At 62.7% G+C, this 22,394-nt stretch carries 17 protein-coding genes and 1 tRNA gene; 12 read left to right on the top strand and 6 right to left on the bottom strand.

Annotated features, from left to right (window positions below):
• Nucleotides 1–84: 84 nt before the first annotated feature.
• The 3 genes from C7I85_RS02665 to ilvA all read right to left on the bottom strand — a co-directional run bounded on the left by C7I85_RS02665 (nucleotide 85) and on the right by ilvA (nucleotide 2,770).
• A complete protein-coding gene (locus tag C7I85_RS02665) occupies nucleotides 85–843 on the bottom strand; it encodes a GGDEF domain-containing protein (RefSeq protein WP_106722388.1) in 759 nt (252 codons plus the stop codon).
• A 131-nt stretch (nucleotides 844–974) separates the two neighbouring features.
• Complete coding sequence (locus C7I85_RS02660) at nucleotides 975–1,502, bottom strand: DUF1697 domain-containing protein (protein ID WP_245444764.1); 528 nt, start codon at nucleotides 1,500–1,502, stop codon at nucleotides 975–977.
• An 11-nt stretch (nucleotides 1,503–1,513) separates the two neighbouring features.
• Nucleotides 1,514–2,770, bottom strand: coding sequence for a threonine ammonia-lyase IlvA (gene ilvA, locus C7I85_RS02655; protein ID WP_106722386.1), 1,257 nt, complete (start codon nucleotides 2,768–2,770; stop codon nucleotides 1,514–1,516).
• Nucleotides 2,771–3,017: 247 nt separating this feature from the next.
• Between ilvA and C7I85_RS02650 the strand changes: the two genes are divergently transcribed.
• Together C7I85_RS02650 and C7I85_RS02645 are read left to right on the top strand one after the other, a co-directional pair.
• The gene (locus C7I85_RS02650) at nucleotides 3,018–4,475 is read left to right on the top strand and encodes a TrkH family potassium uptake protein (protein ID WP_106722385.1); all 1,458 of its coding nucleotides are present in this window, start codon (nucleotides 3,018–3,020) and stop codon (nucleotides 4,473–4,475) included.
• Nucleotides 4,476–4,583: 108 nt separating this feature from the next.
• Nucleotides 4,584–5,762 carry an alpha/beta hydrolase gene (locus C7I85_RS02645; RefSeq protein WP_106722384.1) on the top strand — a complete coding sequence of 393 codons (1,179 nt, stop codon included), beginning with the start codon at nucleotides 4,584–4,586 and terminating at the stop codon, nucleotides 5,760–5,762.
• Between the two features lie 668 nt (nucleotides 5,763–6,430).
• Here the strand turns inward: C7I85_RS02645 and ade are convergent.
• A complete protein-coding gene (gene ade / locus C7I85_RS02640) occupies nucleotides 6,431–8,242 on the bottom strand; it encodes an adenine deaminase (protein WP_106722383.1) in 1,812 nt (603 codons plus the stop codon).
• Between the two features lie 198 nt (nucleotides 8,243–8,440).
• Between ade and C7I85_RS02635 the strand changes: the two genes are divergently transcribed.
• The 4 genes from C7I85_RS02635 to C7I85_RS02620 all read left to right on the top strand — a co-directional run bounded on the left by C7I85_RS02635 (nucleotide 8,441) and on the right by C7I85_RS02620 (nucleotide 11,130).
• Nucleotides 8,441–9,259 (top strand): alpha/beta fold hydrolase, encoded by an 819-nt coding sequence (locus C7I85_RS02635; protein ID WP_245444762.1) that lies wholly within the window; start codon nucleotides 8,441–8,443, stop codon nucleotides 9,257–9,259.
• 61 nt (nucleotides 9,260–9,320) lie between these two features.
• A tRNA-Leu gene (locus tag C7I85_RS02630) sits at nucleotides 9,321–9,405 on the top strand.
• Nucleotides 9,406–9,517: 112 nt separating this feature from the next.
• Nucleotides 9,518–9,883 carry a nuclear transport factor 2 family protein gene (locus C7I85_RS02625; RefSeq protein ID WP_106722381.1) on the top strand — a complete coding sequence of 122 codons (366 nt, stop codon included), beginning with the start codon at nucleotides 9,518–9,520 and terminating at the stop codon, nucleotides 9,881–9,883.
• A gap of 149 nt (nucleotides 9,884–10,032) precedes the next feature.
• Nucleotides 10,033–11,130, top strand: a complete 1,098-nt coding sequence (locus C7I85_RS02620; protein ID WP_106722380.1) for an NADH:flavin oxidoreductase/NADH oxidase — start codon at nucleotides 10,033–10,035, stop codon at nucleotides 11,128–11,130.
• A 102-nt stretch (nucleotides 11,131–11,232) separates the two neighbouring features.
• On the opposite strand, the gene wrbA is transcribed toward C7I85_RS02620, so the two are convergent.
• A complete protein-coding gene (gene wrbA / locus C7I85_RS02615) occupies nucleotides 11,233–11,832 on the bottom strand; it encodes an NAD(P)H:quinone oxidoreductase type IV (protein ID WP_106722379.1) in 600 nt (199 codons plus the stop codon).
• Nucleotides 11,833–12,020: 188 nt separating this feature from the next.
• Between wrbA and C7I85_RS02610 the strand changes: the two genes are divergently transcribed.
• The 6 genes from C7I85_RS02610 to C7I85_RS02585 all read left to right on the top strand — a co-directional run bounded on the left by C7I85_RS02610 (nucleotide 12,021) and on the right by C7I85_RS02585 (nucleotide 21,246).
• The gene (locus C7I85_RS02610; RefSeq protein ID WP_106722594.1) at nucleotides 12,021–12,773 is read left to right on the top strand and encodes a competence/damage-inducible protein A; all 753 of its coding nucleotides are present in this window, start codon (nucleotides 12,021–12,023) and stop codon (nucleotides 12,771–12,773) included.
• 100 nt (nucleotides 12,774–12,873) lie between these two features.
• Nucleotides 12,874–13,716 carry a universal stress protein gene (locus C7I85_RS02605; RefSeq protein ID WP_106722378.1) on the top strand — a complete coding sequence of 281 codons (843 nt, stop codon included), beginning with the start codon at nucleotides 12,874–12,876 and terminating at the stop codon, nucleotides 13,714–13,716.
• 227 nt (nucleotides 13,717–13,943) lie between these two features.
• The gene (gpt, locus tag C7I85_RS02600; protein ID WP_106722593.1) at nucleotides 13,944–14,441 is read left to right on the top strand and encodes a xanthine phosphoribosyltransferase; all 498 of its coding nucleotides are present in this window, start codon (nucleotides 13,944–13,946) and stop codon (nucleotides 14,439–14,441) included.
• A gap of 213 nt (nucleotides 14,442–14,654) precedes the next feature.
• Entirely contained in the window at nucleotides 14,655–15,146 is a 492-nt protein-coding gene (locus tag C7I85_RS02595) for an NUDIX hydrolase (protein ID WP_106722377.1), read from the top strand.
• A gap of 93 nt (nucleotides 15,147–15,239) precedes the next feature.
• The gene (locus C7I85_RS02590; protein WP_106722376.1) at nucleotides 15,240–16,778 is read left to right on the top strand and encodes an inorganic phosphate transporter; all 1,539 of its coding nucleotides are present in this window, start codon (nucleotides 15,240–15,242) and stop codon (nucleotides 16,776–16,778) included.
• 676 nt (nucleotides 16,779–17,454) lie between these two features.
• Nucleotides 17,455–21,246 carry a vitamin B12-dependent ribonucleotide reductase gene (locus tag C7I85_RS02585; protein WP_106722375.1) on the top strand — a complete coding sequence of 1,264 codons (3,792 nt, stop codon included), beginning with the start codon at nucleotides 17,455–17,457 and terminating at the stop codon, nucleotides 21,244–21,246.
• A gap of 141 nt (nucleotides 21,247–21,387) precedes the next feature.
• Here the strand turns inward: C7I85_RS02585 and C7I85_RS02580 are convergent, their stop codons facing one another.
• A complete protein-coding gene (locus tag C7I85_RS02580; RefSeq protein ID WP_106722374.1) occupies nucleotides 21,388–22,026 on the bottom strand; it encodes a 2OG-Fe(II) oxygenase in 639 nt (212 codons plus the stop codon).
• Nucleotides 22,027–22,394: the final 368 nt, after the last annotated feature.

The raw sequence follows: 22,394 nt of genomic DNA, 5'->3' as shown, positions 1-22,394 counted from the left end.
GGCCCCGCATATGGGCCATCCGGCCCCGAAAAGCAACCAAATTCATGCTGCAGTGCAAAATTGGACGCAGGCAGCCGACGAATTTCAGGCCGCGCGCTTGCCCGAAGCGCCGAAAACGACCCGGTCGCGCCCCTGCTCCTTGGCGGCGTAGAGGTTCTCGTCCGCCAGTTGCATCAATTCATCCAACGTCTGGCCTTGGTCGCGCAAGGCAATGCCGATGCTGACCGTAACCCGCACGTCATCGAGACCGACAGCCGGCCCTATCTGGAGGGACCGCTTGCGGATCCGCTCGGCCACCTTGAGGGCATTTGCGATATCCGCATGCGCCAGATAGATCCCGAATTCCTCGCCGCCAAGCCGCGCGGCCACGTCGCCGCCGCGAACGCAGACGGAGATGACATCGCCGAACTCCCGAAGCACGGAATCGCCGGCGGCATGACCGAAACGGTCGTTCAGCTTCTTGAAGTGGTCGACGTCGACATAGAGGAACGCGCCTTCTCCGAGCCCCTTGATGGCAACCTCGCACTCGCTGAAGAAGGTCCGGCGGTTATAGAGGCCGGTGAGGTCATCGATGCGCGCCGCGCGATCGAGTTCCACCGCCATTGCGCGCAATCTCACGTTTTGTGAGAGGAAGAAATAGGCAAGCGGATAGCCGACAATGATCACGATGATGCTCGTCAAAACGATGTCGAGCAGATAGCGGTCGGAAAAGAAGATGCCGTAGAAGATCGTCGTCAGGAGGTCGGCGCCGGCCAGGGCCAGGAACACGATCAGCGTCGATTGCCGGAGCACCGACATCGCCTCGAACCTGCGCATAAGCGAGATCGCTTCCAATCTTCGCATAAGCGAGTTCACGCCCACCTGATTTACCCCTGCAGATCCCACGGGGGCCAACTACGCCCAATAGATGAAGATTGTGTGCCGGCGGGCGATTAAACTTCCAGCGATCGGCCGAGCAAGATCACGGTTCTGGCCTAATTTTCCGATGCCGCAACAGCCAGAGACTGGAGCGCCACAACCGTGTTCCAGTTGCGCGCCGTCGAAACGACCTTGAGCGTCCGGTCGACCACGGGCGGCAGCTTCGATCGTCCAAACCCGTCCGGTGCGTGGAAATAAAGCACTTTTCCGGCAACGACGACACGCTCGCGTCCTGTCGTTCTAGCGACAAGCGCCTCGACGGCTTCCGGTGCAGGAATGTCCGAAAGCATGAAAGCATGCAGCGTCGTCGGCGCGTCGACCGCTTCCGGAAACGGGTTTTCGGTCACCAGCCTCGACCAGGCTTGGCTGGTCACCAGCATGATGTCCTTTTCAAATCCGAACTCGCGCCTGACGATCTCGGCGATGTCCACGGCGATTTCCGTTTCTGGCCGGTCCGACACCAGCACCGCATTGCCGCTGTTGATATAGGTGGCCACATTGGCGTAGCCGGCCTTCGTCAGGGTTTCCTTCAGCGGCTTCGTGGGAAGCTGCGTCGCGCCGCCCACGCCGCGGAACAGGACCACATAAGCCTCCCTCATATGATCAGCCCGGCCAGCGTTTCATTGTCGGTGATGTCCTCATAGGCCCAGCCGGCTTCCTGGAAGCGTTTTGCCAACACTCCGAAATTGCGTGCGTCCTTGGTCTCGATGCCGATCAGCACCGAGCCGAAATTGCGCGCCGACTTCTTCAGATATTCGAAGCGGGTGATGTCGTCGTCCGGTCCGAGCAGCTGCAGGAAATCGCGTAGCGCGCCTGGTCGCTGCGGAAAGCGGAAAACGAGGTATTTCTTCAACCCCTCGAAGCGCAGCGCCCGCTCCTTCACGTCCGGCAGGCGCTCGAAATCGAAATTGCCGCCCGATATGACCAGAACGATGTTCTTGCCCTTGAGCTCTTTCTTGGGGAAATCCTTGAGCGCATCGATGGAAAGGGCTCCCGCCGGCTCCAGCACCACGCCCTCGATGTTGAGCATCTCGATCATCGTCGCGCAAAGCCGGTTCTCCGGCACCAGCTTCACGGCCGTTTCGTCGTACTCCTTCAGATAGCGGAACGGCTCGCGCCCGATCTCGGCGACCGCCGCGCCGTCGACGAAGTTGTCCACCTTGTCGAGCTTCAGCCGCCTGCCGGCTTTGAGGGTCTCTTTCAGGCTCGGCGCACCGAGCGGCTCGCAGAAAACGAAGCGCGCTGCGGCTCCCTTCTCGCGCAGATAATGCGTGACGCCGGCTGCCAGCCCGCCACCGCCGATCGGCAAAAACACCATGTCCGGGGTGCGGCCATCCGGCATCTGGGCGACGATTTCCGCTGCCACAGTCGCCTGCCCGTCAATGATGTCCTTGTGGTCGAAGGGCGGCACCAGATGCGCGCCAGCCTCTTCGGTAAACTCGATGGCCGCGCGGTAGCAATCGTCGAAGAAGTCGCCGACGAGACGGATCTCGACGAACTCGCCGCCGAACAGCCGCGTCTTGTCGATCTTCTGCTGCGGCGTGGTCACCGGCATGAAGACGACGCCCTTCTTGCCGAAATGGCGGCACACATAGGCAAAGCCTTGCGCGTGATTGCCGGCCGAGGCGCAGACGAACAGCTCGGCGGTGTTGCCGGCTGCCAGCGCCTTGCGGAAGAAATTGAAAGCGCCGCGGATCTTGTAGGAACGCACCGGCGAAAGGTCTTCGCGTTTCAGGAAAATGTGGGCCCCGGTCTTGCGCGACAGATAGGCGTTTTCCTGAAGCGGGGTCTCGGGAAACAGCTCGCGCACCGCCACGGTTGCAGCATCGACCCGTTCGACAAAACTCGTCATCGTCAATCGCTCCGGTTCGGACAGGCCGGCCCTTGGGCCGCTTGTCTCCGATCGTTTGCGGTTCCGGTCATGCGGATCTGCATGCCCGACCACTGCAGGAAAATTGCGACGGCCGCGACAGCAACGTAATGGTCGCCGGCCAATTCCGGCTATTGCATATTCGGCCGTATGAAGCCACTGTCCCGGCCTTGCCGCCGTACCGGCGCAGCCATGCGCTGGTGTTACGACAAGTGGGGTCAGACTTTCCGTGAACAGAACTGCCATTCGTGCCGCGATCCATGTTGCCGCGGTCTTTGCCATCTATCTGTCCGCCGCAATGCTGATTCCCGCAGCTGTCGACCTCTACTACCGTAGCAAGGACTGGCACGTATTTGCCTTTTCGTCGCTGTTCATGGGCGGGCTGGCAATGGCCGTAGCTCTGGCGACGCGGGGGCGTCCGCCCCAGGCCACCACGCGCTTCGGTTTCCTGCTGGTCAACCTGCTCTGGCTGACATTGGCGATCGCTGGCGCCGTGCCGTTCATGGCGTCGTCGCTCAGCATGAGCGTCGCCGATTCCTTCTTCGAATCGGTCTCCGGCATCACCACCACCGGTTCCACCGTCATCAACGGGCTCGACCGCGCCCCGCCCGGACTGCTGCTTTGGCGCTCGCTGCTCAACTTCATGGGCGGCCTTGGCGTCATCGCGCTCGGCCTGTTCTTCCTGCCGTTCCTCAACATCGGCGGCGTTTCCTATTTCAAGATCGAATCGTCCGACATCGAGGACCGGCCCTTCGAGCGTTTCCAGACCTTCGCGGTCAGCATGATCGGCATCTACACTCTGTTGGTGTTCCTTTGCGCGGTCTGCTACGCCGCCGCCGGAATGGGCGGCTTCGACGCCGTCAACCACGCAATGTCGACGCTTGCGACCGGCGGCATGTCCACCCATGACACCTCGTTTGCGCGCTATGCGGAAACCCCCGCCATCCTCTGGATCGCCTCGATCTTCATGTTCATCGGCGGCCTGCCGTTCTCGATCATGATCCTGTTCATCGTGCGCGGCCGAACTGACGCGCTGCGCGATCCGCAGATCCGTGTCTTCGCGGGCTATTGCATCGCGTTCTCCGTGATGGTGGCGATCTATCTGCGCGTCAATCTCGGGATGCCGTTCTTTGACGCCCTCACCCATTCGACCTTCAATTTCGTCTCGATCATCACCACCACCGGCTTTGCCAGCGACGACTACACGCTGTGGGGACCTTTCGCGGTCGCTTGTCTGTTCGTGGCGACGTTCCTTGGCGGCTGCTCCGGCTCGACGACGGGCGGCATCAAGGCCTATCGCTTCCTCGTGCTCTTCGAGCTGATGGGCAACGGCCTGCGCCGCCTCATCTATCCGAACACCGTGCAGCCGGTGCGCTATGGAGACCGCACCATCAACGAGGATATGCAGCGCAGCGTGGTGCTGTTCATCGCCGCCTTCTTCGTGCTCTGGGCCATTACCACCATCCTTCTATCGGCGACCGGCCTCGACCTCATCACGTCGATGACCGGCTCGCTGACCGCGATGACCAATGTCGGCCCCGGAATGGGCGAGATCATCGGCCCGGTCGGCAACTTCTCCTCACTGCCGGACACTGCCAAATGGATCCTTTCCGCGGCGATGCTGCTCGGCCGCCTGGAGATTTTGGCCGTGTTCGTCATCTTCACGCCTACCTTCTGGGGACGCTGAGGGTTCGATTACCGGTTGCGGCATTGCACCGGTCAAAATGAACAGACCTTCTGGACCATGCGGCAGTCGCCCGTTATCAGGGGGCGGCGGGACGGGCCGGAGCGGATTATGTTCAAAAGTGCGCCAGCCAAATGGCTTGGTATTTTGTCGCTGGCGTTGCTGGCAGTAGGTTGCGCCGGGCAGAATGCCGGCGAGCTGCTCAGCAGTCGTATCGCGCAGGCGCCGGCCAGCGCGATTGCCGGCGAGCACGAGATTTTTGTCGCCACCACGCGCGCCAAGGCCGCCGATACAAAGCAGGTATTCTCGGGCGATCGCTCCCCTGTCGCCAGCTTCGCGCGCGTCGACATGACGGTTCCCGCCATTCATAAGACGGGCGAGATCGAGCGCCGCCTGAATGGCCAGCTCTCGGACCCGGCGAAATATTTCACGGCCAAGAGCGTCACGACCTTCGACAGCATCGGCGGCTTTTCCAAATCCCTCAGCCAGGACATCAACGAGCGCGGCGGCCGCGCACTGGTGTTCGTGCACGGCTACAACACGGCCTTCGACAGCGCCGTCTATCGCCTCACCCAGATCGCGCAGGATGCGGGCTATAGCGGCACGCCGGTGTTGTTTTCCTGGGCGTCGGGCGGCCGCGTCGTCGACTATGTCTACGACAACAACAGCGCCACCGCCGCCCGCGACGCGCTGGAAGAGACATTGCGGCTGGTCGCCAAGTCGGGCGCCAAGCGCATCGACATCATAGCGCACTCGATGGGCAATTGGGTCACTATGGAGGCGTTGCGCCAGCTCGCAGTGACCGGCGACCGCACCCTGGGTGGCCGACTGGGCGACGTGGTGCTCGCCTCGCCCGACATCGATGTGGACGTCTTCAAGAGCCAGATGGTCCGCTACGGCAAGCCCGACAAGCCGTTCTTCCTGTTCCTGTCCAAGGACGACCGGGCGCTGGATCTGTCGCGCCTCATCGCCGGCAACAAGCCGCGCGTGGGTGGCTACGAAAATGCGGCCGACCTTGCGGGGCTCGGCGTGGTCGTCGTCGATCTCAGCAACGCCTCGGCCGGCGACCGGCTGAACCACACCAAATTTGCGGACAACCCGGTTCTGGTGAAGCTGCTTGGCGAAAAGCTGCTCGAAGACCGCACCTTCGGGACCGCCGAGCTCAGCGGCCGAAACAGTCGCATTGGCAGCCTTGCGGGAGGCATCACCCAGACGATCAGCTCCGCTGCGGAAATCGTCATCACCACCCCATTCGAGGTGCTGAACGTGGTGGTCGGCGGGGCGAAATAGCGGTCGCACCTGCTCAGGATCGGGCGTGTTTCTTCATCGCCACGCCCGGTTTTCACCGTCTGGCTATTGTCAAAGAACCCGGGAAGACGGGCGGTCGTCGGACACGCTCGTTAAGGTAAATCTTGCGGCCCTTCGACCGCCCGTTCGATGCGCTTGCCTGGGTTTGTTCGCCTCCGCATTCGCGCGGCCAGCCACACCCTGGGCCCGGACTTGGGGGTTCATCACCCAGCAGTGCGACCGTAGCACCACCAGCCCGGACATCGTCGCCCTCCACGCTCATCCGGTTCATGACCCGTGTTCCCGGTGAGGCCGATGCGAGGATTATGCCGGAGGCGGAAAGATGGGGGAGAAAGCAGGTGGTGATTTTTGTGTTAGGGCGAATGATTTCAGGGAGTTAGCTTTGGTCGGCTTCGGAATTTGACGAATTTTATCCCCGCGAAAGGCAACTCGTCCTGATATCGGCCGGCGCCCCCTCTCCGTCGCGCTTCGCGCGCCACCTCTCCCCCATTTCATGGGGGCGAGGAACCCAAGTCCTGTGACCTCACGACTTTGGCGGGCTCCGGTTCCTCGCCCCGCTTGCGGGGAGAGGTGGCGCGCGAAGCGCGACGGAGAGGGGTTTTGAACGGCGCGGCGGTGGCGGAGGGCGCGAAATTAGGAGCAGCAATCCGCTAAACGAACAAATCCACTTTCTCGAACTTCGTCACGTCGATGATGCCGACATCCGAGATGCGCAGCTCCGGGATCACCACCAGCGCCAACAGCGAGTGCTGCATATAGGCGTTGTTGAGGGTGCAGCCCATGGCCCGCATCGCCTCGACGAGCTTCTCCGCCTTTTCGGCCACGATCTCGGCGCGCTCGTCCGACATCAAGCCTGCGATCGGCATTTCGACCAGCGCCAGTTCCTTGCCCTTCGAGAACAGCACCACGCCACCGCCGACCTCGCCAAGCCGATTGGCAGCCTTGGCCATGTCGTCCTTGTTGGTTCCCACCACGATCATGTGGTGGCTGTCATGCGCGACCGTCGAAGCCAGTGCGCAGTCTTCCAGGTAACCGAAGCCGGAAACAAAACCGTTGGTGACGCCGCCGGTGCCGCGATGCCGCTCCACCAGCGCGATCTGGCAGACGTCGTTGCGGCGGTCCATCGCCACCAGCCCGTCCTCGACCGGCAGATCGGCTTCCAGGGCGCGCGTCGGGGCCTGGTTTTCGATCACGCCGATCACCCGCACGCGGACCTCGTTGGCGCCTCCCGGCGCCTTGATGTCGAAATCCGCCGCGGCGAGCGTCTTGCCGAGCTTCACCGTGTTCTTGGCGCTTGCCGGATAGTCGTAGGCCGGGATGTCGATCTCCAGCTTGCCGCCCTTTGCCAGCCGCACGCCGCGGCCATAGACCTCATCTATCTTCATCTCGGCGAGATCGGAGACGATCAGGAAATCCGCTCGCCTGCCCGGCGCGATCGAGCCGATTTCGCGCTCCATGCGAAAATGCTGGGCGGTGTTGATCGTCGCCATCTGGACCGCCGTCACCGGCTTCAGCCCCTGCGAAATGGCATGACGCACGACGCGGTCCATGTGCCCCTCATGCACCAGGGTACCGGAATGGCTATCGTCCGTGCAAAGGATGAAGTTTCGCGGGTCAAGCCCTTGTTCGGTAACCGCTTTTATCTGCGAGGCCACGTCATACCAGGCCGAGCCGAGGCGCAGCATCGCCTTCATGCCCTGGCGCACGCGGGCAATGGCGTCTTCGGCGCGGGTGCCCTCGTGGTCGTCCTCCGGCCCGCCGGCGACATAGCCGTGGAACGGCAAGCCGAGATCGGGCGACGCATAGTGCCCGCCAACGGTCTTGCCTGCCTTCATCGTCGCCGCGACACCGCCCACCATGGTTGGATCGTTGGCCGCAACGCCCGGAAAATTCATCACCTCGCCGAGCCCGATGATGTTCGGCCAGGTCATTGCCTCGGCCACGTCTTCCGGCCGAAGCGTGGCGCCGGCATTTTCCAGCCCGGGCGCGGACGGCACGCAGGACGGCATCTGCACGCCGACATTGATGGGCATGGCCATCGCCTCGTCATGCATCAGCCGCACGCCTTCGAGGCCAAGCACATTGGCGATCTCGTGCGGGTCGATGAACATCGAGGTCGTGCCATGCGGAATGACCGCGCGCGAAAACTCGGTCACCGTCACCATCCCGCTCTCGACATGCATATGCGCGTCGCACAGGCCCGGCACGAGATAGCGGCCGCCGGCATCGACCACCTTGGTGCTCGGCCCGATGGCGTGGCCGGCATCCGGGCCGCAATAGGCGAAACGGCCGCCGACGATCGCAAGATCGGTGCCGGGGATCACCTCGCCCGAATGCACGTTGACCCAGCGGCCATTTCGCACCACCAGATCCGCAGGCTTGCGCCCCATGGCAACGTCGACAAGTGCCGGCGCCATCTCGGCCCAGGGTTTGGGTGCACTGAAAGCCTGCTTCTCAGTCATATCGTCAAAATCCTCCCTTTTGCCGACTGTGCCAAGACTGCATCGCTTTTGCCAGCACTGCCTTGCAATCGAGTGGGCATCGTTGACATTCCACATGCGAATGCCACTTGACCAGCGAGGTTAACAGAGGCGGATATGCGCGTATTATGGACCGCGTTTCTATTTCTACTGCTTGCCCTGATGGCCGCGGCGCCATTGATGGCAAGCGAGCCCTGGAAGACACTTCCCGAGCCGGTGCCCATGCAGACCGCTGACGAGAGCGGGTTTGCCTCCGTCAACGGCATCAACATGTATTACGCGGTTTACGGAACCGGAGACCCGGTTCTCCTGATCCATGGCGGGTTGAGCAACGCCGACGTCTGGTCGAGCCAGGTGGCGGCCTTGTCGAAGACATACAAGGTGATCGTTGCCGACAGCCGCGGTCACGGCCGCTCGACGAGAGGCGACCAGCCAATGAGCTACGATCTCATGGCGGCGGACTATCTTGCCTTGCTCGACCGCCTGAAGATCGAGAGATGCGCGCTGGTGGGCTGGAGCGATGGCGGCGTAATCGGGCTGGACATCGCCATCAACCACCCGGAGCGTCTGACCAGACTCTACGTTCAGGGCGCGCATACGGATGCCGGCGCCGTGTCGTCCAGCGCCTTCGTCAGCTGGAATTTCGCAACGTTTTTTGCTCGCGCATGGCGCGACTACATCCGGCTGTCGGACACGCCCTGGCGGTTCCCGCTGCTGGTCGCGGAACTCAACGGCATGTGGGGACGCGAGCCGCATTGGACGCCGGAGCAAGTGGCAAGCATTCGGGTGCCGACGGAAGTCGTCGCCGCCGAGCACGACCGCTCGATCAAGCTTGAGCACACGCAATTCATGGCAGCGACGATTCCCGGAGCGAAATACGTGCTTCTTTCGCGCGTCGATCACTTCGCCCTGTTGCAGGACCCCGACGGTTTCAACAGGTCCGTGCTGGACTTCCTCAAGGCGGGAGCGGCGCAAACCGTCGACGAACCAACACCATAACGGCAACGCCACGCGCCGGGGGCTTGCAATCTTGCCCTGCATGGTTACCAGTGTCGCCGAGGCGGACGTGGCGAAATGGTATACGCAGCAGACTTAAAATCTGCCGACCTCTGGTCTTGCGGGTTCAAGTCCCGCCGTCCGCACCATTTTGCCGAATCTTCAGGCCAACCGCCTCCTGCCCTGCCAGAACGAACGTGGTAAACTTCAGGGCGTGTCGAGACCGCGCAAACCGTACTCGACACCAGACGGAGAAAGGCCATGTCTCACACGATATCGGACTTGTTGCTTCGCAATCTGCACGACGTGTTCGGTGAGATCGACCCCGTGCGTCGACGGGCAGCGATCGACGAGATCTTTCACGAAGACGCTGTGTTCTACGACCCCAATAATGGCGTTTTCCGCGGCCGCGACGAGATCGACCGCATTGCGGGCGTGATCAAGGCTACCCATCCTGACTTCCAATATCAGCCGCTCTCTCCGCCTGAGGAGACGGGCGATGGCGGCCGGGTCCATTGGGTGTCGGGGAGCCCTGGCAAGCCGCCAGCTTACGCCGGAACCGATTTCATGATCGTCCGGGATGGCAGGATTGCCGCCCTCTATCTCTTCTTCGACGAGCTTCCGTGATCTGGATTCTGAATGCAGGCGGGAAGCTGAATGCAGATGAACGCCAAATGAGATAATTGGCGAAGTATGATCACGTCCGCACTATTTTCTCAAAGCGGGCAGCGCCGGCTTCTCCTCCCGCCCGTTGCCTGCCAGTCTCAGGAGTTGGCATGACCACCGACCTATTCACCCCCATCACCCTCGGCAACCTCGAATTTCCCAACCGCATCGCCGTTGCGCCGATGTGCCAGTATTCCGCCGAGGACGGCTCGGCTACCGACTGGCATCTGCAACACTGGATGAATCTGGCCATGTCGGGCGCCGGCATGGTGACCGTCGAGATGACCGACGTGGAGCGGCGCGGCCGCATCACGCATGGCTGCCTCGGCCTCTATTCGGACGACAACGAGGCGGCCGCCAAGCGCACGCTGGACGCCGCTCGCCGCGTCGCCCATCCCGGCACGAAGTTCGGCGTGCAGCTCGCGCATGCCGGCCGCAAGGCGGCGAATCGCCGGCCATGGGAAGGCGGCAATGCGCTCGGTCCGGAAGACACCTGGCCGATCGTTTCGGCCTCGCCGATCGCCTTCGCCGAAGGCTGGCAGGTGCCGCACGAACTCGACGAGGCCGGCATCGACCGCATCGTCACCCTGTTTGCGGAATCCGCGCGCCGCGCTGTCCGGGTCGGCTTCGATTTCATCGAGCTCCATTCGGCACATGGCTATCTGCTGCACCAGTTCCTGTCGCCGCTCTCCAACAAGCGCACCGACAAATGGGGCGGCTCGCTGGAGAATCGCATGCGCTTCCCCCTAGCCGTGGCCCATGCCGTACGCAAAGCTGCCCCCGACCTGATGATGGGCGCGCGGATGTCGGTCACCGATTGGGTCGAAGGCGGCTTCACCGTCGAAGAGGCGGTCGAGGTCGCGCGCGCCTACAAGGAGGCCGGGCTGGTCTATATCTGCTGCTCCAGCGGCGGCAACTCGCCGCTCCAGAAGATCCCGACCGGACCGGGCTACCAGGTGCATCTGGCAACCGCCGTGCGCGAAGGCGCGGGCATTGCAACGCGCGCCGTCGGCATGATCGACGATCCGCACCAGGCAGACAGCATCATCCGCGAGGACAAGGCCGACATCATCGCCCTTGCCCGCCCGATGATTGTCGACCCGCGCTGGCCGTGGCGCGCCGCAGCCACCCTGGGCCATGAGTTCCAGCCTGCTCCACAGCTGCAGCGCGGCGAATCCTTGATGCGGCAATGGACTCAAAAAGCCTGATAGACGTCTGAATCAAATAGGTTTTCTCCAGTCGCAACTGGAAAAGGAAACGGGCGGCTCCGCAAGGAACCGCCCGTTTTGATTTCGCAAGATGCGAAAAGACTAGCCGTGCAGCCTGGCAGCGATCTCGGCCACGCGCTTGCCCTGGAAGTGCGCGCCTTCCAGCTCCTGCGCCGAAGGCTGACGCGAACCGTCGCCGTCCGAGGTCGTGGTCATGCCATAGGGCGCGCCGCCGCGGACGACGTCGTTGCCCATCTGGCCCTGATAGGCATAGGACAGCGGCACGATGACCATGCCGTGGTGCTGCAGGTGGATCTGGGCGTTGATCAGCGCCAGTTCCGCACCGCCGTGCTGGGTGGCGGTCGAGACCATCACCGAACCGACCTTGTTGAGAAGCGCGCCGCGCGCCCAGAGCGGGCCGGTCTGGTCGAGGAAGTTCTTCATCTGCGCGGCCATGGTGCCATAGCGGGTCGCGGTGCCGATGATGATGGCGTCGTAGTTCTCGAGTTCGAGCGGATCGGCGACCGGTGCCACCTGGTCGAGCTTGTAGTAGGCGGCCTTGGCAACAGCTTCGGGCACCAGTTCGGGAACGCGCTTGATCGTTACCTCCGCGCCGGCTTCGCGTGCGCCCTCGGCAGCGGCCTTTGCCATCTGCTCCATGTGACCCCAGCTCGAATAGTAGAGCACCAGAACCTTTGCCATCGTAAAACTCCTTCAGTCGGAAAAGATCGGAGGCGGCTCGTCTCCCGCCTTGTGGTCATCGATGTAATGGCTGGATCGTTCATTGAAAATCTTCAAGTTGCCGACAGTTCGTTCACTGTTTGCGCACCATTGCCCACCGCTGCGTGCCGGGCTATCTCACCAATTCAGTCAATTTCGGGAGCAGCGCCATGGTCGACATCGTCACCGCAGCAATGGTCATCATCGGCGACGAAATCCTGTCGGGCCGCACCAAGGACCGCAATATCGGCCACCTCGCCGACATCATGACGGCGATCGGCATCGACCTGAAGGAAGTGCGCATCGTCCCCGACGAGGAGGACGAGATCGTCGCGGCCGTCAATGCGCTCAGGGCGCGCTACACCTACGTGTTCACCACCGGCGGCATCGGCCCCACGCATGACGACATCACCGCCGACTCGATCTCCAAGGCATTCGGCGTGCCGTGCGAATACGACGCCAAGGCCTATGCGATGATGGAAGCCAACTACGCCAGCCGCGGCATGGAGTTCACCGAGGCGCGCAAGCGCATGGCCCGCATGCCGCTCGGCGCCGAGCACATCGACAACCCCGTCTCCATGGCGCCCGGTTTCCATATCGGCAACGTCTATGTGATGGCCGGCGTGCCCGCGATCTTCCAGGCCATGCTCGACAATGTGGTGCCAACCCTCAAGACCGGCACCAAGCTGTTGTCGGTCTCGGTGGAATGCCCGTTCGGCGAAGGCACGATCGGCGGCCCGCTGGCCGAGATCCAGAAGCGGCACCCCGACACGATCATCGGTTCCTACCCGAAATATCTCGACGGTTCGTTCTGGACCGAACTGGTGGTGCGCGCCCGTTCGCCCGAGGCGTTGGAAGCTGCCCGCGCCGAGGTAGCGGCCATGGTCGCCGGCATTGTCGAGGCCAGCGCCAAACCCGACTGAAGCCTGACGGGGTGTCACGCGACGTTTCGTGCGGAACCCTCCGGTTGGTGATAAAGTGCGCCGTGCAGGGATCCTGCCAGCGCCACCACGGAGGCCGCCTATGTCGTTCAAGACGATCGTCGCCATCATCCAAAGCAAGGACGACGCCGAGCGGGTGCTCGATTGCGCCCTCCCGCTCGCCGCGCGTTACGACAGCCATCTGATCGGCGTCCATGCCGAGGCGCTGCCGGTGGCATATACGTCGGCGGTCGGCTTTCCCGATACGGAGTTCCTGCAGACCACGGCCGAGCTCAACAAGGAGCGTGCCGACGCCTTGCAGGCGATGTTCCGCGGCCGCCTGCGCGGCGCGGGCCTTTCCTTCGAATGGCGCAGCCTGGAAAGTTTTTCAGGCGACAGCGCGCACTCCGGAATTTCGAGCGCGCGCTGCGCCGATCTGGTCATTGCCGCACAGCGCAACCCGCATGCCGAATCCACGGCCACGGCCGATGTCGACGCACTTTTGTTCGAATCCGGCCGGCCGGTGCTGATCGTGCCGCACGCCGGGCCGGCGCATGACGGCAGCTTCCGGCGCGTATTGCTGGCATGGAACGGCAGCCGCGAGGCGGCGCGGGCGGCCTTCGACGCATTGCCGCTGATGCTGGAAGCGGAGCACACGGAGGTCTTCGTCATCGACCCGCCCGAAGATGTCGAGCAGGATGCCGAGGCCTCGGGCGCCGAAATCGCCACAGCGCTTTCCAGGCACGGGGTGAACGTGAGCGTGGTTGCCGAATCCTCGCGGGGGCGCTCGGTCGATCATATTTTGCAGGCACGCATCGCGGGCACCGACACGGATCTTCTCGTTCTTGGCGCCTACAGCCATTCCTGGTTGCGCCAGCTGCTGTTCGGGGGCATCACGCGCACCGTCCTGCAATCCATGCCGGTAGCGACTTTCATGTCGCGCTGACCGGGCGCAGGGGAACGAGTCGCTTCTGAACGGGGTATGCGCAACAGCCCTACTCCGAGTCGAGCAATGCGATTTCCGGCGACCTCCATGCTCGTCGCTAACCCTATGTCATTCGACACACACCAAAATGGCGGAAAGGCTTGCCAAACGGCAGTCTTTCCGGCTAATTGCGCCCGCATTCCCCAATCTTCGCGCGTGTCGAGCGCGCCATCGGAGTGCCGAGCCCCATGTCCCTTCCCGAAAAAGCATTTCCCGTATCCTGGGATCAGTTCCACCGTGACGCCCGCGCGCTTGCCTGGCGGCTTTCCGGCGTGAACGGCCAGTGGAAGGCGATCGTCTGCATTACCCGAGGCGGCCTCGTGCCGGCGGCGATCATTTCGCGCGAACTCGGCATCCGCCTGATCGAGACCGTCTGCGTCGCATCCTACCATGACTACGTCTCGCAGGGGCAGCTGAAGGTGCTCAAGGACGTGAACCCGGCCCTGCTTGAGGACGACGGCGAAGGCACGCTGATCATCGACGACCTGACCGACACCGGCAAGACGGCAGCGATCGTCCGGGCCATGATGCCCAAGGCGCATTTCGCCACAGTCTATGCAAAACCCAAGGGCCGGCCGCTGGTCGACACCTTTGTCACAGAGGTGTCACAGGATACCTGGATATACTTCCCCTGGGATTTGGGCTTCACCTATCAGAAGCCCATCGCGGAAGACCACGCCGGCTGACGGCCGCCGGTCTCCCTGCTTCGGTTGATTTTCCGGACAGACAAATCCCATATGATCGGGAGCAATCAGCCGAAAGCTCCCGACAGTCACCAGCCTTGCGAGGCACCTGAAATTGATCAGGATGCGCAGGTTTTTGACTTTTATTACACATAATTACCCATAATATTAATGAGACGGCAAACGAATCGGAGATCGCAGAGAGAGCGCGCAGCAATGTTCATCAGCCACACCACACGCAACCGCATCGCTGAGCGGATCCGGCGCCTCTTCGGGGCAATGCCCAGTCGTGTGCAGGTGGCCGCGCTGCCCTGGCGTCTTCGTGAGGGTGTAGTGGAGATCATGCTGATCACCAGCCGCGATACCGGCCGCTGGGTTCTGCCCAAGGGATGGCCGGAAGGCGGTGAGCAGCTCTTCGAATCCGCGGCGCGCGAGGCGGCCGAGGAAGCCGGCATCTCCGGCACGATGGCTCAAATGGACATCGGCCGCTATTTCTACGGCAAAGTGCAGCCGTCCGGCCTGCCGCGGCGCTGCGAGGTGCTGGTGTTCCCCATGGAAGTCACCGAGATCAAGTCGAAATGGCGGGAAAAGGGCCAGCGCCGGCGCGAATGGTTCCCTGCCTCTCGGGCGGCCGGTCTGGTGCGCGAACCGGATCTCGGCGAACTCATCAAGCGCTTCGGCCAGCGCTCTCTTAAAAACGCCGCCTGAAACCCCTAGCCTGCCGACCATGTACAAGCCAGCAGGCAGAGTATTCCCCCCTAATCTTGCGTTAGGCAGCTGCCGACAGGTACGGACGCTCCAATGAACCGTACTTCGCGCAGTAAGCACACACTCGACAAGGATCTCGGCCGACTCGCCAACATCGAGGAGGCGACCGGATTCGTGCTGCGTGGCTTGACTGCGCCGGGCCTGGCGCTGGTTTTCCTGCTGCTGGCGGCTGCGGCGGCCTCGATCTACGCGCTCGGCGAGCCGCGCGCGCTGGTCGTTATCGTCGCCGCCGGGCTTGCCGCCTACATGGCCATGAACATCGGCGCCAACGACGTCGCCAACAATGTCGGCGCGGCCGTCGGAGCCAGGGCCATTACGATGGTCAGCGCGCTGGTGCTGGCGGCCATCTTCGAGGTCATGGGCGCCCTCATCGCCGGCGACACGGTGGTCGCCACCATTTCCAGCGAAATCATCCGGCCCGAGGTTTTTGTCGATCCGTCAGTGCTGATCCGCCTGATGCTTGCAGCACTTGTGTCCTCGGCGCTCTGGATCAATTTTTCCACCTGGGTCGGCGCACCGATCTCGACCACCCACGCCATTGTGGGCGGCGTCGTGGGCGCGGCCGCCGCCGCTGCCGGTCTCGACGCCATCAACTGGCTATCGATGGCAACGATCGCAACCTCATGGATCGTAACCCCTGCCCTCGGTGCAGGCGTCGCCATCATCTTCCAGGCCTTCATCAAGACGGCCATCATCTATCAGGACGACAAGATCGCCGCCGCGCGGCGCTGGGTTCCGGTGCTGACGGCGCTGATGGTCGGCTCCTTCGCCACCTATCTGGTGACAAGGCTCGGCCTGCATCTCGGCTTGCCGACGACGACGCTGATCGGCGTCGCAACCTTCATCGCGGCCTGGGCGATCTCCAATCGTTCGGTGCTGCTGCAGTCGCAAGGCATGCCGAACCGCAACCGCTCGCTGCGTGCCCTCTTCCGCCTGCCACTGATCGGCTCGGCCGCGCTGCTCTCCTTCGCGCATGGCGCAAACGACGTCGCCAATGCGGTGGGGCCGCTGGCAGCGATCGTCCATGCGGCCAAGATCGGCCAGGTGACCAATATCGTCGACATTCCGTTCTGGGTGATGCTGATCGGTGCGCTCGGCATCTCCTGCGGTCTGCTGCTTTACGGGCCGAAGCTGGTCCGCATCGTCGGCAGCGAGATCACCAAGCTCAATCCCATGCGGGCCTATTCGGTGGCACTCGCCGTGTCGATCATCGTGATTGCCGCGTCCTGGTTCGGCCTGCCGGTCAGTTCGACCCATATCGCCGTCGGCGCGGTGTTCGGCGTCGGCGTGTTTCGCGAGTGGTACATCGCCCACTCCGCGCACCGCCGCGCCTATTTGCAGCGCAAGCTGGAGCGTAAGCGCACCAAGCGCGGATTGACCGAGGACGACCTTGCCGACGAGGACGACTCGGACGAAGACCCGCGCAAGCTGCCCTCGGCCGAGGAGCTCAATCGGCGCAAGCTGGTGCGGCGCGCCCATCTGACCACGATCGTGACGGCCTGGGCCACCACCGTGCCCGCCTCGGGCCTTCTGGGCGCACTGGTCTATGCCGTGCTCGGTGCTTTTTCCTGACCTTCGTCTCCGCCCGGCCGTTCCACAAGGACCATTAGCCGCGATCGGCTACAGACACCGGAAGTCGGCGATCAAGCCCCTGAACGAAATCGTTCACAGGCAAGAGCTTTCAGACAGCTCCTGTCCCCATTATCCACACATCTGACACACAAGATATTGGGGTCATAAAAGTTACAGAAACGAGCCCTTGACGACGAAATCCGAGTCGTCTCATATGGGCCACGTGCTCTTGTTCAGGGCGCGGCCGGCGGATTTCTCTAGCCGGTCTCTCAATCCCGAATATCCACGCGTTCTGGCGGTTTTGCCCGTTTCGACGGCAGGCAAACGCATGGATTTTTTGCGGGATTTTTTTGCCGTGTAGGTCCAGCATGATGCTGGAAGAAATAAGTTGTTAGCACTATATTTAGTGTTTGCGGCCACCATGCAGCACCAGGTAATGTGAAATCTCCCGCACAGGGACTCACAACCAAGCTGTTGGAAAAGGACCTTCGGGCCAGTCGCTCAAAGGGTCGCCAACCGTCACGGCAACGACGGTTTAGGCGCCTCCGGCTGGCGCGAGAATCGGGGCCGGACCGTACAGGTCCGGGTGGGATTTTGAAGGGCACGCGCCTACATATGGAAACTGCGACGGTTTCCAATGGATAGGCGCTAGATATAGGGACTTGAGGACGAACCCATGCGCATCGAGCGTCGTTTCACCAAGGACGGACAATCGGCTTACGCGGAGATCGAATTCCGCAAAGCGGTGAGCGAAATCAAGAACCCGGACGGTTCGATCGTCTTCCGGCTCGAAGACATCGACGTGCCCGCGCAGTTCAGCCAGGTCGCGGCCGACATCCTCGCCCAAAAGTATTTCCGCAAGGCCGGTGTGCCCGCTCGCCTGAAGAAGGTCGAGGAGAACGACGTCCCCTCCTTCCTGTGGCGCTCCGTGCCCGACGAGGACGCGCTGGCGGCGCTGCCGGAAAACGAGCGCTACGGCTCCGAGCGCGACGCTCGCCAGGTTTTCGACCGTCTCGCCGGCACCTGGACCTACTGGGGCTGGAAGGGCGGCTATTTCGACTCCGAAGCCGACGCCCTCGCCTTCAAAGATGAACTCTCCTACATGCTTGCCACCCAGCGCGTGGCGCCGAACTCGCCGCAGTGGTTCAACACCGGCCTGCACTGGGCCTATGGCATCGACGGCCCCGGCCAGGGCCACTATTACGTCGACCCCTTTACCGGCAAGCTGACCAAGTCCAAGTCGGCCTACGAACACCCGCAGCCGCATGCCTGCTTCATCCAGTCGGTCGGTGACGACCTCGTCAACGAGGGCGGCATCATGGACCTGTGGGTGCGCGAGGCGCGCCTGTTCAAGTATGGCTCGGGCACCGGCTCCAACTTCTCCATGCTGCGCGGCGAAGGCGAAAAGCTTTCGGGCGGCGGCAAGTCGTCGGGCCTGATGAGCTTCCTCAAGATCGGCGACCGCGCTGCGGGCGCCATCAAGTCGGGCGGCACCACCCGCCGCGCCGCCAAGATGGTCATCGTCGATGCCGACCATCCGGACATCGAGGCCTTCATCGACTGGAAGGTCAAGGAAGAGCAGAAGGTTGCGGCGCTCGTCACCGGCTCCAAGATCGTCAAGCAGCACCTGACCAAGATCATGGCCGCTTGCGTGAACTGCGAAGGCCAGGACGACGACTGCTTCGACCCCGCCATCAACACCGCGCTGAAGCGCGAGATCCGCGCCGCCAAGAAGAACTCGGTGCCGGAAAACTACGTCCAGCGCGTCATCCAGTTCGCGCGCCAGGGCTACAACGCGCTCGACTTCCAGACCTACGACACGGATTGGGATTCGGAAGCCTATCTGACCGTCTCCGGCCAGAACTCGAACAACTCGATCTCGCTGAAGGACGACTTCCTGCGCGCCGTGGAGAACGATGGCGACTGGCACCTGACCGCCCGCAAGGACGGCAAGGTGCTAAAGACGCTGAAGGCGCGCGACCTGTGGGAGAAGATCGGCTACGCCGCCTGGGCCTCGGCCGATCCGGGCCTGCACTTCAACACCACGATGAACGACTGGCACACCTCGCCGGCAGCCGGCCCGATCCGCGGCTCGAACCCGTGCTCGGAATACATGTTCCTCGACGACACGGCCTGCAACCTCGCCTCCATCAACCTGCTGCCGTACCGGCAGGCCAATGGCGACATCGACATCGCAGCCTATGAGCACACCACGCGCCTGTGGACCATGGTGCTCGAAATCTCGGTGATGATGGCGCAGTTCCCGTCCAAGGAAATCGCCAAGCTTTCCTACGAATACCGCACGCTCGGCCTCGGCTACGCCAATATCGGCGGCCTGCTGATGACCTCCGGCATTCCCTATGACTCGAAGGAAGGCCGCGCCATCTGCGGCGCGCTGACCGCGATCATGACCGGCGTGGCCTATGCCACCTCGGCCGAGATGGCCGGCGAGCTCGGCGCCTTCGCCGACTATGAGCGCAACGCCGAAAACATGCTGCGCGTGATGCGCAACCACCGCCGCGCCGCCTATGGCGAAAACCAGGGCTATGAGAAGCTGTCGGTCAACCCGGTGGGTCTGATTGCCGAGGACTGCCCGCAGGCCGAGCTGATCAGCCACGCCCAGGCCGCCTGGGACCGCGCCATCGAGCTCGGCGAAAAGCACGGCTATCGCAACGCGCAGGCCACCGTTATCGCGCCCACGGGCACGATCGGCCTCGTCATGGACTGCGACACCACCGGCATCGAGCCCGACTTCGCCCTGGTGAAGTTCAAGAAGCTTGCCGGCGGCGGCTACTTCAAGATCATCAACCGCGCCGTGCCGGAAGCCCTGCGCACGCTGGGCTATTCGGAAAGCCAGATCGCAGAGATCGAGGCCTATGCCGTCGGCCACGGCAACCTCAACCAGGCGCCGGGCGTGAACCCCTCGACGCTGAAGGCCAAGGGTTTCACCGACGAGAAGATCGAGGCGCTGAACTCGGCTCTCAAGAGCGCCTTCGACATCAAGTTCGTGTTCAACAAGTGGACGCTGGGCGAGGACTTCTGCAAGCAGTCGCTCGGCCTCACCGACGAGCAGCTCAACGACTTCTCCTTCGAGATGCTGCCGGCTCTCGGCTTCTCCAAGAAGGACATCGAGGCCGCCAACATCCATGTCTGCGGTGCGATGACGCTGGAAGGCGCGCCCTTCCTCAAGGCCGAGCACTATCCGGTGTTCGACTGCGCCAATCCGTGCGGCAAGATCGGCAAGCGCTACCTGTCGGTGGAAAGCCACATCCGCATGATGGCGGCTGCCCAGCCCTTCATCTCGGGCGCCATCTCCAAGACCATCAACATGCCCAATGAGGCGACGGTCGAGGACTGCAAGAACGCCTATATGCTCTCCTGGAAGCTGGCGCTGAAGGCCAATGCGCTCTACCGCGACGGCTCCAAGCTCAGCCAGCCGCTCAACGCCTCGCTGATCCAGGACGACGAAGAGGAAGCCGAGGACGCCGTCGAGGCGCTGGTTGCCGCCCCTGCCGCCGCGCAGGCCGTCACCGTTGCCGAGAAGATCATCGAGCGCGTCATCGAGAAGGTGGTGCGCGACCGCGAAAAACTGCCGAACCGCCGCAAGGGCTACACGCAGAAGGCCGTTATCGGCGGCCACAAGGTGTATCTGCGCACCGGCGAGTTCGACGACGGGCGCCTGGGCGAGATCTTCATCGACATGCACAAGGAAGGTGCTGCCTTCCGCGCGATGATGAACAATTTCGCCATCGCCATCTCGCTCGGCCTGCAGTACGGCGTGCCGCTCGACGAATATGTGGAGGCCTTCACCTTCACCAAGTTCGAGCCGGCCGGCATGGTCATCGGTAATGACGCGATCAAGAACGCCACGTCGATCCTCGACTATGTGTTCCGTGAGTTGGCCGTGTCCTATCTCGGCCGCAACGACCTCGCTCATGTCGACACGTCGGATTTTTCCAACACCGCGCTCGGCCGTGGCATCAATGAGGGTCGGGCACAGGCCGTATCCAAGGGCCTGACCCGCGGCGCGCCGCTGAAGGTGGTGTCCGGCGTTGCCGGCTCCGAGCCGAAGGGTTTTGCCGGCGCTCCCGCCGGCCAGCCGGCCAAGACCGCGCCGACCGCCTATTCGGGTTCGAATGTGCGTTCGATCTCGTCGGGCACGGTGACGGCGCTCAAGCCCGTGACTTCGGAGCTCGCCGAAGAGGCCACCGCCTTCAAGCGCGACTATGAGGAGCGGGCGAAGGAACTGGCCGAGGAAGTCCGCGAGGACGCCACTTCGGCCCTGTTCACCGACGCCGCTGCCCAGGAAGTGGCCGACGCCAAGGCCAAGGCCGCCGAACGCCGCAGCCGCGCGATCATGCAGGGCTACACCGGCAACATGTGCTCGGAGTGCCAGAATTTTACGATGGTCCGCAACGGCACTTGTGAGAAGTGCGACACCTGCGGAAGCACGAGCGGCTGCAGCTGAGGAAATTCTGGCTCAGCTCAGCTGCTGCTGACTGACGACTTAGCTTGGATATCCAAACGAATTCGGCCCGGTCGCAAGACCGGGCCGAATTTGCAAGAGGGGCTATGCAGGTCCTTTGGCTGAGACGGGTCGTCTGGTGCCTCACGCCCCTCGCCCGGTCACCAGCGAAGTCAGCTTTTTGATCCGCGTGGAAAAGCGGTGGCGGGCTTGTTCCTTGTCGGCGACTTCCTGCGTGGTCACCCAGTTGAGCTGGATGGCGCGGCGGCGGCCGGCGAAGGGCTTATGGCCATGCCAGGATGAATCCGACCGCAGGAAGATCAGCATGTTGCCCTCGGTGGGCGGGATTTCCACGGCGTAGTCCTCGAGGTCGGTGCCGTTCCTCAAAAGCCGCAACCTGCCGCCGTCCGGGTCCCAAGCCTCGTTGAGGTAAAGCAGCACCGTGACGATCTTGGTCTTGCTGTCTGTGTGGATGCCGCCGTCCTTCTGACGGGTATAGCCGCGCACCGTGTACATGGTCGGCTTGCCGGCAAGGTCGACGCCGAACTTGCGTTCGACCGCAGTGCGGAAACCGTCGCCCAGCAACTCGTCGACGACGTTCTTGAAACCGCCCTTGATCGAAAGCTCGCTGGGCGGATGAGACCCCGGGCCGGGAACTTTCGGGAAGTCCGCAATCACCTCCGGGAGTTTTTTGGACTGGACGAATTTGGGCACGACCACATGAGGAAACGGGTCAGTGCTTACTGGAGTAGCTTCAAGAGCGGGCAAATCGAGGTACGACATGCAGACATCTCCAATATTGGCCTACATCTAGTCTTCATTGCCAAAATAGTTTTGTCCATTGTGTTTCGCGAAAACTTTTATGGCGCGGCGCGCTACTGTTGCGCGCTGAACACACCCTCAATTCAGGCCCCGTCAGGGTGCCGACGCTCGCCTCGCCAGGAAGAAGTCCATGCGATTTCAACTTGCACATCCTGCAATTGCAGGAGAACTTCGCTTCGGGCGGAGGCATGGGCTCTGCATCGGAAGTGACGGAGGAACATCGCTCAGAGGGAGTGCACAGCCATGGAGGCTCTTTCACGAAATGCCATATCCGCGCTGATCGGCTCGATCTACGACTGCGCTCTCGACCCGTCGCGCTGGGAACTGAC

It is taken from the genome of Pseudaminobacter soli (ex Li et al. 2025) (assembly GCF_003012705.1).
GTDB classification, from domain to species: domain Bacteria; phylum Pseudomonadota; class Alphaproteobacteria; order Rhizobiales; family Rhizobiaceae; genus Pseudaminobacter; species Pseudaminobacter soli.
The sequence above is the reverse complement of the archived record's forward strand: the minus strand, read 5'-3'. Positions and strand labels throughout refer to the sequence as shown.

Coding starts and splice junctions, on each gene's coding strand:
- C7I85_RS02665 (WP_106722388.1), bottom strand. CDS start 843: ATGCGAAGATTGGAAGCGATCTCGCTTATGCGCAGGTTCGAGGCGATG.
- ilvA (WP_106722386.1), bottom strand. CDS start 2,770: ATGACGAGTTTTGTCGAACGGGTCGATGCTGCAACCGTGGCGGTGCGC.
- C7I85_RS02645 (WP_106722384.1), top strand. CDS start 4,584: ATGTTCAAAAGTGCGCCAGCCAAATGGCTTGGTATTTTGTCGCTGGCG.
- ade (WP_106722383.1), bottom strand. CDS start 8,242: ATGACTGAGAAGCAGGCTTTCAGTGCACCCAAACCCTGGGCCGAGATG.
- C7I85_RS02635 (WP_245444762.1), top strand. CDS start 8,441: ATGGCAAGCGAGCCCTGGAAGACACTTCCCGAGCCGGTGCCCATGCAG.
- C7I85_RS02625 (WP_106722381.1), top strand. CDS start 9,518: ATGTCTCACACGATATCGGACTTGTTGCTTCGCAATCTGCACGACGTG.
- C7I85_RS02620 (WP_106722380.1), top strand. CDS start 10,033: ATGACCACCGACCTATTCACCCCCATCACCCTCGGCAACCTCGAATTT.
- wrbA (WP_106722379.1), bottom strand. CDS start 11,832: ATGGCAAAGGTTCTGGTGCTCTACTATTCGAGCTGGGGTCACATGGAG.
- C7I85_RS02610 (WP_106722594.1), top strand. CDS start 12,021: ATGGTCGACATCGTCACCGCAGCAATGGTCATCATCGGCGACGAAATC.
- C7I85_RS02605 (WP_106722378.1), top strand. CDS start 12,874: ATGTCGTTCAAGACGATCGTCGCCATCATCCAAAGCAAGGACGACGCC.
- gpt (WP_106722593.1), top strand. CDS start 13,944: ATGTCCCTTCCCGAAAAAGCATTTCCCGTATCCTGGGATCAGTTCCAC.
- C7I85_RS02595 (WP_106722377.1), top strand. CDS start 14,655: ATGTTCATCAGCCACACCACACGCAACCGCATCGCTGAGCGGATCCGG.
- C7I85_RS02590 (WP_106722376.1), top strand. CDS start 15,240: ATGAACCGTACTTCGCGCAGTAAGCACACACTCGACAAGGATCTCGGC.
- C7I85_RS02585 (WP_106722375.1), top strand. CDS start 17,455: ATGCGCATCGAGCGTCGTTTCACCAAGGACGGACAATCGGCTTACGCG.
- C7I85_RS02580 (WP_106722374.1), bottom strand. CDS start 22,026: ATGTCGTACCTCGATTTGCCCGCTCTTGAAGCTACTCCAGTAAGCACT.